Below are 10,452 nucleotides of genomic sequence, written 5' to 3'. Positions count from 1 at the left end.
CATAAAAGCCACAATAGTTTTCCCCGAACCCACATCTCCTTGCAACAATCGATTCATTTGAGCATTACTGCCCATATCGGTACGAATTTCCTTGATTACTCTTTTTTGAGCATTTGTAAGCTCAAAAGGCAAGTGATTTTGATAGAACACATTAAAATATTCACCCACTTTTACAAATGGATGTCCTTTAATTTTATGCTTTCTAATCAGGTTTTTAGTTATGAGTTGCAATTGGATAAAAAACAATTCTTCAAATTTTAATCGGAATTGGGCTTTCGCCAAAGCATCGGCACTTTTTGGAAAATGGATGTTGAATAAAGCAGCGTTTTTCGGAATTAGTTTTAATTCGGCAGTCAAATAGTCGGGCAAAGTCTCGGAGAATTTGGCTTGCGTTTCCAAGAACAACTGCTGCATCATTTTGTTGATCACGCGATTCGAAATGCCCCGATTTGCCAAGGTTTCCGTCGATGGATAAACGGGTTGCATCGCCGAGCGCAGGCTTTGTTGGTGTTCCGTCATCAACTCGATTTCGGGATGCGCCATATTGAATGTATTCCCAAAAGAAGCACATTTTCCGAAAATCACGCACATTTCATTGAGTTTTAAACTTTCCCGAATCCATTTGTGACCTTGAAACCAAACGAGTTCCATTTGTCCCGTATCGTCAACGAATGTGGCGACCAATCGTTTCTGGTTTTTGCCAAATTCAACGGTTTTGACATTGATTATTTTGCCGATGATTTGGACTTCGGCAATATTATTTTGTAATTCGTTAATCTTGTAATAACGTGTCCTGTCGATGTAGCGATTGGGAAAAAAATTGAGCAAATGACCATACTTGTGAATTCCCAATTCCTTGCGAAGCAAAGCACCACGGTTGGGACCGACGCCTTTGAGGTATTCGATGGGAGTTTCCAGGAGGTTTTGCTGCATACTATTTTTTTGGACACGGATGACGCGGATTTACTTCGTAAAGGCGCGGATAAAATTGGATATTTAATTTGATGAAGCGAAGATAGTTTTTTGTTTGGAAAATAGGAAATGAGATTGTTTGAAAATAGAGTAGGAAATTGATATATTTGGTGAATTGAATGTTATTTAATTAATGATATTAAGTGATTGTTAAACATTTTCTAAAAAATATGCAATATGATAATTCCTAGAGTATTTAAACCAAAACGTAATGAATTACTTTATCACTATTGTGATTCAAATGCGTTTCACGCGATTTGTACGAACAAAACAATTCGCCTATGCGATTTATTTACTATGAATGATTATCTAGAAATGCATTGGGGTTATTCAATTTGGGAAAAAGCTGCAACTGAGCTTCTTTCTGAATTGGGAGAAGAATTTTTAGATGCAATAGATGAAGTGATACACTTTTCAGGAATGAAAGGATTATTACTTGCTTCAAGCTTTTCACTTGATGGAGATGTTTTAAGTCAATGGAGAGCTTATGCTGATGATGGAAATGGTTGCGTAATTGGATTTAGTGCTCAAGATTTACTCAAATTATCAATAAGAAGTTTAAAAGTTGAATATATTGAAAAAAAACAGATTCTGGAGGTTAAGAAAATTGTAAAAGCAATCTATGATGTTGAACAGTCTCAATCTAAAGTAGAAAAATTTGGTCAAGATTTTATGGAAATTTGCACAATGTTAGCTTTTGATTTAGCATCGTACAAGAATCCAGCTTTTTCTGAAGAAAAAGAAGTTCGTATTGTTCATCTAATAAATTTTGAGAAAAGTAACAAATCATTGAAGTTTGTAGATTATGGAGGAACTGCTTTTGGAGAAGAGTCAAAAGGTCAAGAAATCAAGTTTTTAATGTCAGGTAATGCTCCAAAAACATATATTGATTTAGATTTTTCAAACAATGGAAAAGTTTTTCCAATTAAAGAAGTAATAATTGGTCCAAAAAACTTAACTATGCCTTCAGCAATATCTGTATATTTAGAAACTTTAAATATTGGAAACGTTAACATAAAAAAGTCTAAAGCCTCATATAGATAAATGAAATCATTTAAGGTAATTCCTTATTAAATCTAAAGAAATGACAACTCATCTCGCACTCCTTCGCGGCATCAATGTTTCCGGTCACAATATGATAAAAATGGAGGCTTTGAAAACGACTTTAGAAGCTATTGGTTTCCAAAACGTGCAAACCTATATACAATCGGGAAATGTTTTTGTGGATACCGAGGAAGAGAATCCTGCTGCCGTTGGTTTCAAAATAAAACAGGAAATTTTCAAGGCTTTTGGTCACGAAGTTCCCATCGTAGTTATTGGTAAAGCGGATTTAGAAGCCTGTTTCAAGAACAATCCTTTTTTGAAAGAGAAAGACTTTGACATCAAAAAATTATACGTGGCTTTTGTTTCTAAAGTATTGCAAAGCGATAGCATCAATGACTTGAGAATTAGCCAATTTAAACCTGACGAGGCTAGTATTGACGCCAATAGAATTTACATTAAATATGCCGTTGGCGCAGGAAAAACAAGATTTGACCAGAAATACGTTGAAAAGAAATTGAATGTAACGGCAACTATCCGAAATTGGAATACCGTGACACAATTGTTAAAAATGTATGAAGAAAGATAAAGTATGAAATACCTTTTACTCTTAATTTGCACTATTACATTTGCCCAACAAACCAAATCCGTTGATTTCAAATCGGTTTTGGGGCAAATTACTATTGATCCCAAGGAGAGATTGGTTTCTGGAGCGATAAATTACCATTTTGTAGTATTAAAACCCATCGATACTATCAAAATTGACGCCCAGAATATGACTTTTTCGAATTTGAAAATTAATGACAAGGATATTAATTATATCAATACTGGCAAGCAATTGCAGTTGATTTTTCAGTTCCAAAAAGGGAAAAATTGTCTGAGTTTTGAATATACAGCAAGTCCAAAACAAACGATGTATTTTATAGGTTCCAAAGCAACAAATAATTTACAAATTTGGACACAAGGTCAGGGAAAATATACCAGTAATTGGTTTCCAAGTTTTGACGATGTAAACGAAAAAGTTGTCTTCAATTTAGGTGTAACTTTCGATGCCAATTATCAAGTTATTTCGAACGGAATTTTACAAAATAAATACAAAAATAATAATAATATTTACTGGGAATATCGAATGCAAAAACCAATGAGTTCTTATTTATTGATGCTTGCCATTGGTAAATTCGACAAGAAAATTGAGTTTTCAAAATCTGGAATCCCTTTGGAAATGTATTATGAACCCAATACTTTGGCTGATTTTGAACCTACTTATCGGTATTCTAAACAAATTTTTGATTTTTTGGAAAAGGAAATAGGAGTGAAGTATCCTTGGAAAATATACAAACAAATTCCTGCTCGGGATTTTCTTTACGGTGGAATGGAAAATACTTCGGCGACGCTTTTTTCAACTCATTATGTTGTAGATTCTACAGGTTTTGAAGATCGAAATTACACGAATGTCAATGCTCACGAATTGGCGCATCAATGGTTTGGTGATTTGGTTACGGCTCAAGGTGGAAGACATCATTGGCTACAAGAAGGATTTGCTACCTATTATGCTTTGTTATCGGAGAAAGCTATTTATGGTAATGATTATTTTTATTCGAAGTTATACGAATATGCGCAAGAATTAAAACAAGCTTCAAAGACAGATACAATTCCAGTAATGAATGAAAAAGCGAGTTCGTTGAGTTTTTACCAAAAAGGTGCTTGGGCATTGCACGTTCTGCGAGATGGAATCGGAGCGGAGGCCTTTAAAAAAGCTGTTCAAAATTATTTCAAAAAATATTCATTTGAAAACGTAAATACTCAAGAATTCCTTGCCGAAATCAAGAAAGTTTCGAATTATGATGTAGTTAATTTTAGTAAAATATGGCTTGAAACTGCTGCTTTTAACAGTCAAATTGCCAATGATTTACTTTCTAAAAATAAATCAATTCAAGCGCTTTTAGAAATCAATGAATTACGAAATAAAACCTTATTAGAAAAGAAGGAATTATTTATGAAAATCCTCCAATCAGATGCGTATTTTTCTGTAAAAGAAGCCATCGTTTACCAATTGAAAACTGAAAAATTTGAAGATAAAAAGGATTTATTAACTCTTGCATTGGAGACTAATAACACTCAGGTTCGACAAGCTGTTGCTAGTATTTTTAACAAAATTCCTGAAGATTTTAGAAAGCAATATGAAAGCTTGTTGGATGATAAATCGTATCAAACACAAGAAATTGCTTTGTATAATTTATGGAATAGTTTTCCTGAACATCGCTTTGAATATTTGGACAAATCAAAGAATTGGATAGGTTTTAATGATTATAATTTGAGAACTTTATGGTTGTCATTAGCATTGTCAACCACAAATTATTCTGTAAATAAAGCTATTTTAATCAATGAATTGATTAATTATTCTTCACCCAATTTTGAAGCAACAACAAGACAAAATGCATTGGAAAAACTGATTGATTTCCATTTGATAAATGATGCAGTTTTAAAAAATTTGGTCAACTCAACAACCCATCACATATGGCAATTTTCAAAATTTGGAAGAGAAAGTATTCGAATATTGCTTAAAAATCAAGAAATTAGAGTTTCTTTCGAAAGAATTTTGCCTAATTTAGGCGAGAAAGAACAGTTTCAATTGAACCGATTGTTGAAAGAGTAATCTACCATAATTGGCTTACCTCGTTCTTGATAAATAACAACGCAGCGTTACTTGGCGATGGTTTATCAAACAAATCTTTTAGCATATTTTCTCTCAATTGATTGGCATCGCTAATTTTTTCATTTTGTGTAGCCAATAATATTGTTTGAATTGTAGCGTTCTTGGCAGTCATAATTATTGACCAACATTCATCGGAAATATAGATTTGTTGCGTTAAATTATGTTCGAATTCCTGCTCAATTTGTGCAATGACAAAGTTTTGATAATCTATTTTATTTTCTGAAATGGGTGTAATTCTAACTAATAATTGAGATGGATTAATGCGCTCTAAAAACAATGTCATCCGCTCATAAGCTTGTAAACGCAGGGATAAAGCGTCAGGTTTTGTGTCTTTTTGCAACAAATATTTCCTTTTTTCATTTTCGTTTTTCGTGTATAATTCAAAGAAATTATAGGCAACAAAAGCCATTATCAATGTTGGCAAAGTATAACTTACTAATTCTATTATTCGTGTTGTATCCATTGTGATTTTAAAAATTTATTAACCAAAGACAAATTAACGAATAAACCAATAAACTTATAGATTACATTTGGTAAAATTTTTGAACAAATGGAAGCTTATATTATAATTGTACTTTGTTTAGCAGCATTTGCTGCTGGATTTATTGATGCCATCGTGGGAGGTGGTGGATTGATTCAAACCCCTGTTGGATTGATTATGCTGCCCAATCTTCCTGTTTCAACAGTAATTGGAACGTTGAAAATACCTGCTTTTAGCGGAACTTCTTTTGCTGCTTTTCAATATTTAAAAAAGGTTGAAATGAACTGGAAACTATTAATAATAATGATGGTTTTAGCATTTCCATCAGCATTTTTGGGTTCGACTTTGTTGACTTATGTGAGCAATGATTTTATGAAACCCTTATTGCTTGTTGTACTTTCGTTTTTGGTGATTTATACCTATGCTCAGAAAAATTTCGGACAACATATTGAGAAATCACATTCAGTCAGAACCCAAGTACTTTATGCTGTCTTGATTAGTTTTGTGGTTGGTTTTTATGATGGATTTATTGGACCTGGCACAGGAAGTTTTCTGGTTTTAGCATTCATCGCTTTGATGGGATTTGATTTTTTGCACGCTTCTGCCAATGCAAAAATGGTTAATCTGGCGACCAATTTTGGTTCGATATGTTTGTTTATGTTGAAAGGAAAAATTATTTGGGCAATAGCAATTCCTATGGCTTGTTGCAATGCTTTTGGTGGTTGGCTTGGTGCAAAATTAGCCATCAATAAAGGAAATAAATTTATCCGAATTTTCTTTTTGGTTGTCGTTATTGGAACCTTGATTCGGTTTGCTTATGATGTTTTTGATAAATAAATAAAGTTTCTATATCTCCTGACCTCATAGTCGCATACGAGGATACACTAAACAAGTCAATAAACACACTTTTTTTTCGGAGATACAGTTTTTTTCTTTAGACAGCTCAGAATTGTATAGGGAGCCAACTCTAATGAATATCCAATAAAAAAAATCTGTGTAATCTTTCACAAAAAAAGAATCAATCCAAAAAGTTGTGGAGAAGATAGAATGAATATTTTGAAGGTATCAGAAAAGCAAAAACCCAGTACATCATAAGATTTACTGGGTTTTAGAATTATTGTTTTTTTAATCGTGGGGAGAGCAGGATTCGAACCTGCGAAGTTCACACAGCAGATTTACAGTCTGCCCTCGTTGGCCGCTTGAGTATCTCCCCAAAACCGTATTATCGCTTGCGATAATTGCTCTTAGCGGTTGCAAATATAAAAACAGTTTTTAGGTTTCCAAATTATATTTGCACTTAATTTTGGTATTATTTTCAATGTATTGGTATTGAATAATATATAAAAAAATCTCCACTAGGGAGATTTTTTTATTTGTAATGATAAGTATATTATTTTGATAAAAGTTCATTGATTTTTGATCTAAGCGCTTCTCCTGTCAAACCTCTTGCAACTATATTACCAGAGGCATCTAGTATAAAAGTAGAAGGGATTTCCTGAACTTCATATTGAGCCGCAATAGGTTCTTCCCATTGCTTTAAATTGGATACTTGAACCCAATTCAATTTGTTTTTTGCAATAGCTTCTTTCCATTTTGTGGCATCTTTATCTAAAGAAACTCCAACGATATTTAAACCCTTTGAATGGAAATCTTTGTAAATTGCTACTAAATTTGGCATTTCGGCTCTACAAGGAGCGCACCAAGAGGCCCAAAAATCTACAATTGTTATCTTTCCTAAACTTTCCTTCAAAGAAATTATTTTTCCATCAGGATTGGGAGCTGAAAAATCTGACCTTCATTTAGCGTCACCAGCAGTAGGATGCGTTGCATCAACTGGTGGTGTGGCATTTACTGAAGACATTTTGGCTTGATCAAGTTTTGTTTTTATTGTTTTTCCAGGTACAGTAGTTTTTAATGACTCATCTAAACCTGCGAACAATTTTTCAACTTTCTTAAGATCTACTGAAGGGTCGTTCATCATACCTTGAATAATTAGTACAGTAATGTATGATTTTGGATGTGTTTCAGAATAGCTTAAATATTTTTTCTTAGATACTTCTGTTACATTTTGTTGAATTTTAGAAAATTCTTGCATCAATTTGTTGATTACGACAGTGTCTTTAGGTACTTTTTGTTGTGCCTCATTCATCATTGGCGTATTTTTCTTTTGAAAATCAATTAAGCTCTTCTGAATTTGAATAAGTTCTTCGTTAAATTTAACGAATTCATCATTGTTATACGTTCCTGAAATTTTGGATTTGTTTAGACTGTCTTTATTAATTTCAATGGTAATTTTTCCATTTTCTAAGATAAAGGGAATTTTTCCATTTATTGATTCTACTTGTAGCATATGAAAAGAAGGTTCAGTTACTTTTCCTTTTATTTCAAATTTACCATTTTCTACTTTTACTGTATCAATTGATTTCAAGCCCATTCCTGTTGGGTCTTGTGTTTCTAGAATTATTGTTTTTCCATTTTCAATTCCTTTAGCGGTACCTGAAATAATGTATTCATCTTTTCCTAGACAAGAAACAAGAAAAAGGGAAACAGACAGTAATAAAAATATTTTTTTCATTATAAATTAGTTAATTGATTTTAATTATTAGTTAGTTGATTTAATTGAGCAAAAGTATTTAAAATTATAAAATATTAAGAATTTTAATCCCTAAATTTTTGTTATAGTTTTAATGTTTTATTTGTTATATGGAAATATATATTAAGTAGTCATTATTGCGGAGTAAGTAAAACGTATTGCTAAGAGTTTAAAAAAAAATCAAGCTATGTCAATAGCTTGAATTAGAGTGTTTTTTTATTGTTTTTATTGAGAAATTGTATTAGATTCATATTCCAGAATGCGAAATTCAGTATGTTCTATTTCATTCATTGTAATCCGGATGTCCATATTAACATTTCTTAAATCTTTATGCAAATTAGCATTTGAAGGATCAGATTTAAGTTTAAAATCTATTTCTGCTCTATTTTTTTCAAGAATATCTAGAATTTCTTTAGCGTTTTTATGTTGTTTTTTATATTGTTGGTATAATTCATTCATACTTAGATTAATTTTAAAATTAAGGGACGGCTAAAATACTTAAAATAAATTAACTAGAATCAAATATTTATAAAAATTTCATAGAATTTGTAATATTACTGCTATAAAAGAAACAAAAAAAGCATTCCGGGTCTCGGAATGCTTGTGAGTATTTGGTATAATAAAATTAATCTTGGTTAATCGTTTTTCTCCAAGTAAAAGAGTTTAAAATATGTCTTTTTGCAAATCTTCCAGGAGAATCAGCATTTACCATTTTTACATAAGTTGCTTTTGGTACACTGATATATTCGTAAACACTTCCGTTAGAAAAATTGATAATTAATCTTCCTTCAACAAATTTATAATCAGAAATCGTTGAAATTGAGATAGTTTCAGTGTATTCTGGTAAGTTTTGCTTAATTGTTTCAGGATTGATACTTACCAAAAAGTGATAAGCTTCAATAATTTTTTTACTGTTTTCCTCTGCTTCTTTTAAACCTTCTTCATTTCCTTGAAATTTGTCAGGATGAGCTTCTTTCATCGCATTGCGATAAATGGTTTTCAAATCTTTTAGTTCAGCAGTTTTGTCTACATTTAGTAACTTTCGGTATTCAACTATTTTTTTCATAAATAAGGTAACTACTTGTCTTTTAATATGTAACTAATGTAATTTAGTTTCAAAATTGACAATTTTTTGCAAAGGTACACTTTTTTTTATGTTTTTAGTTTATGACAAAAAAAAAATCAAAAAACTGACTATTTTTTTGATTTTTAGATGGGCAAAATAAGCTAAAAATGGAACTATTGTTGCGGCTTATTGTTGGCTTTATCAAAATTTTTAGACTTTTTGGGGTATTTGTTGTAACTGATGTCACTCGGATTTTCGATGATTGATTTTATAGTAATCCAATCTCCAAGGGTATGATTGGACTTAGCCATTTTATAATCTAATAGATATTCGCCGCAAAAAAAGTTATTGTTTTCGTCTTGTTCTACTATTCCAGTATAAATTCCTTTTTGCAGCATTTTTTCTTGTGAAGACTTGGTCATAATCAAATTGTTTTAATGATATTCTATGCAGCAAAGTTAATCAATTATTGTTTGTCTTGAGAAGTTCTTGACATTCTGATTATCTTTGTGCTATGAAATCAGCATTTCGCCCAAGTCCCAAATCTTTCAAAAATACGTTTTGTGTTTTTCAAGAAGTGTTTGCTGACCAGATTGAAGGAATGCCTGTTCAATATGATAGTAAGTCTGGGAGTAAATATTTTTATACAGAGAAAGGAATGTATCGTTTATCCAACCACTGGGGAAGATTGGCTAACAGCAAATGGCGATTAGAACCTATGGAACCTGAATCAACATCTAAAACAAAATTAGGTTTTGCAGCTTGGAACGAATTTTATCCTGATAATGCTGAAGAAGAATTATATTATTTAGAAGCTAATTATATCAATAAAACTGTCAACTATCAGCATAAAAATAATCCGAATTATGACAACAAAGCAATTTTAAGAACGAGTTTTGAAACTACAAAAAAGATTAAACAAATTCGTAATTTATTCAATTTGACTTCTTGGGCAAAGTATTTTGACTATGAAGATTTAGATTTTTTGCGAAAAGAAATAATTAATCAATTAATTTTTACCAATAAAACATTAGAAGAAATAAAAAGAGAACTATAATGGGAAGAAACAACGAAAGAAACATCAAAAAACACAACGATAAGTTGCACAAAGAACAAGATAAAGTAAAAGCAGCCAAAGTGTTGCGCAAGGAAAAATTGAAACTCATTGTGAAGAAATTCAACGAAAGTAATACTTCAGGAGATTCTTAAACAATCAAGATATGGAAAAGGATAAGTTTAGTACTTTAAAAAAAGAAGTACAAGAAATAATTGACTTGATTGTCGGTAAACAAAACAAGGAAGCCAATAATAAACTGGTTGAAGTAAGCGAAATGCTTGACGAAATACTTGATTTTTCGGAAGACGACGAAGACTTGATGGAAATTAGCCATTATCAAGTATTATTAAATCAATTGCATCAAAAAATAAACCCATCAACAGATAATTTTTCTGATGAGGAAGATAAATTTTAATCTTTCTTATAAGCTATTTTTTGTTTGCGCAGTTTTCTAAAGGTTTTTCTCCTGTTCTATATTAAATATAAATTCCATAAAAAGTTAAACTCATTGCTAAAACTATAGATA

General features: G+C 31.5%; 13 protein-coding genes, 1 tRNA gene and 1 pseudogene. 7 read left to right on the top strand and 8 right to left on the bottom strand.

The features are described 5' to 3' along the window. Positions 1 to 933 (bottom strand): OB-fold nucleic acid binding domain-containing protein (locus PHC28_RS10810; RefSeq protein ID WP_367278020.1); only part of this gene is annotated, 933 nt, incomplete at its 3' end. A 216-nt stretch (positions 934 to 1,149) separates the two neighbouring features. Here PHC28_RS10810 and PHC28_RS10805 point away from each other — a divergent pair. From PHC28_RS10805 to PHC28_RS10795, 3 genes are read left to right on the top strand one after another with little or no spacing between them, the layout of a single operon-like run. Further along, positions 1,150 to 2,016: a DUF2971 domain-containing protein gene (locus tag PHC28_RS10805; RefSeq protein ID WP_300099965.1), complete on the top strand. Its 867-nt coding sequence runs from the start codon at positions 1,150 to 1,152 to the stop codon at positions 2,014 to 2,016. Positions 2,017 to 2,056: 40 nt separating this feature from the next. Next, positions 2,057 to 2,602, top strand: coding sequence for a DUF1697 domain-containing protein (locus PHC28_RS10800; RefSeq protein WP_300099962.1), 546 nt, complete (start codon positions 2,057 to 2,059; stop codon positions 2,600 to 2,602). A gap of 3 nt (positions 2,603 to 2,605) precedes the next feature. Further along, on the top strand, positions 2,606 to 4,669 hold the full coding sequence (locus tag PHC28_RS10795) for a M1 family metallopeptidase (RefSeq protein ID WP_300099959.1): 2,064 nt from the start codon (positions 2,606 to 2,608) through the stop codon (positions 4,667 to 4,669). Between the two features lies 1 nt (position 4,670). On the opposite strand, the gene PHC28_RS10790 is transcribed toward PHC28_RS10795, so the two are convergent. Beyond that, positions 4,671 to 5,192: a hypothetical protein gene (locus PHC28_RS10790; protein ID WP_300099955.1), complete on the bottom strand. Its 522-nt coding sequence runs from the start codon at positions 5,190 to 5,192 to the stop codon at positions 4,671 to 4,673. 87 nt (positions 5,193 to 5,279) lie between these two features. On the opposite strand from PHC28_RS10790, the gene PHC28_RS10785 reads away from it, so the two are divergent. After that, on the top strand, positions 5,280 to 6,047 hold the full coding sequence (locus PHC28_RS10785) for a TSUP family transporter (RefSeq protein WP_300099952.1): 768 nt from the start codon (positions 5,280 to 5,282) through the stop codon (positions 6,045 to 6,047). 295 nt (positions 6,048 to 6,342) lie between these two features. Here PHC28_RS10785 and PHC28_RS10780 read toward each other — a convergent pair. The 6 genes and pseudogenes from PHC28_RS10780 to PHC28_RS10755 all read right to left on the bottom strand — a co-directional run bounded on the left by PHC28_RS10780 (position 6,343) and on the right by PHC28_RS10755 (position 9,291). Continuing rightward, positions 6,343 to 6,423, bottom strand: a tRNA-Tyr gene (locus PHC28_RS10780). A 177-nt stretch (positions 6,424 to 6,600) separates the two neighbouring features. Then, positions 6,601 to 6,987, bottom strand: a pseudogene (locus PHC28_RS10775) (TlpA family protein disulfide reductase); the annotation flags it as partial. A gap of 18 nt (positions 6,988 to 7,005) precedes the next feature. Next, positions 7,006 to 7,785: a DUF4369 domain-containing protein gene (locus PHC28_RS10770; protein WP_300099949.1), complete on the bottom strand. Its 780-nt coding sequence runs from the start codon at positions 7,783 to 7,785 to the stop codon at positions 7,006 to 7,008. Positions 7,786 to 8,028: 243 nt separating this feature from the next. Continuing rightward, positions 8,029 to 8,262 carry a hypothetical protein gene (locus PHC28_RS10765; RefSeq protein WP_300099946.1) on the bottom strand — a complete coding sequence of 78 codons (234 nt, stop codon included), beginning with the start codon at positions 8,260 to 8,262 and terminating at the stop codon, positions 8,029 to 8,031. 166 nt (positions 8,263 to 8,428) lie between these two features. Further along, complete coding sequence (locus tag PHC28_RS10760; protein WP_300099943.1) at positions 8,429 to 8,869, bottom strand: KTSC domain-containing protein; 441 nt, start codon at positions 8,867 to 8,869, stop codon at positions 8,429 to 8,431. Positions 8,870 to 9,042: 173 nt separating this feature from the next. Continuing rightward, positions 9,043 to 9,291 carry a hypothetical protein gene (locus tag PHC28_RS10755; RefSeq protein ID WP_300099940.1) on the bottom strand — a complete coding sequence of 83 codons (249 nt, stop codon included), beginning with the start codon at positions 9,289 to 9,291 and terminating at the stop codon, positions 9,043 to 9,045. Between the two features lie 92 nt (positions 9,292 to 9,383). Here PHC28_RS10755 and PHC28_RS10750 point away from each other — a divergent pair, with 92 nt between their 5' ends. Genes PHC28_RS10750 through PHC28_RS10740 form a run of 3 tightly spaced genes read left to right on the top strand, consistent with a single transcriptional unit; the run spans position 9,384 to position 10,341 of the window. Continuing rightward, positions 9,384 to 9,926, top strand: a complete 543-nt coding sequence (locus tag PHC28_RS10750; RefSeq protein ID WP_300099937.1) for a hypothetical protein — start codon at positions 9,384 to 9,386, stop codon at positions 9,924 to 9,926. Then, on the top strand, positions 9,926 to 10,078 hold the full coding sequence (locus PHC28_RS10745) for a hypothetical protein (protein WP_300099934.1): 153 nt from the start codon (positions 9,926 to 9,928) through the stop codon (positions 10,076 to 10,078). Before PHC28_RS10750 ends, PHC28_RS10745 begins: the two co-directional genes overlap by 1 nt. 11 nt (positions 10,079 to 10,089) lie before the next feature. Next, positions 10,090 to 10,341: a hypothetical protein gene (locus tag PHC28_RS10740; protein WP_300099931.1), complete on the top strand. Its 252-nt coding sequence runs from the start codon at positions 10,090 to 10,092 to the stop codon at positions 10,339 to 10,341. The last annotated feature ends 111 nt before the right edge of the window (positions 10,342 to 10,452 follow it).

Origin of the sequence: Flavobacterium sp. (assembly GCF_028712645.1) — a bacterium.
In the GTDB taxonomy this organism is placed as follows: domain Bacteria; phylum Bacteroidota; class Bacteroidia; order Flavobacteriales; family Flavobacteriaceae; genus Flavobacterium.
Note: the sequence above shows the minus strand (reverse complement) of the source record. Positions and strands in the feature narration are given on the sequence as shown.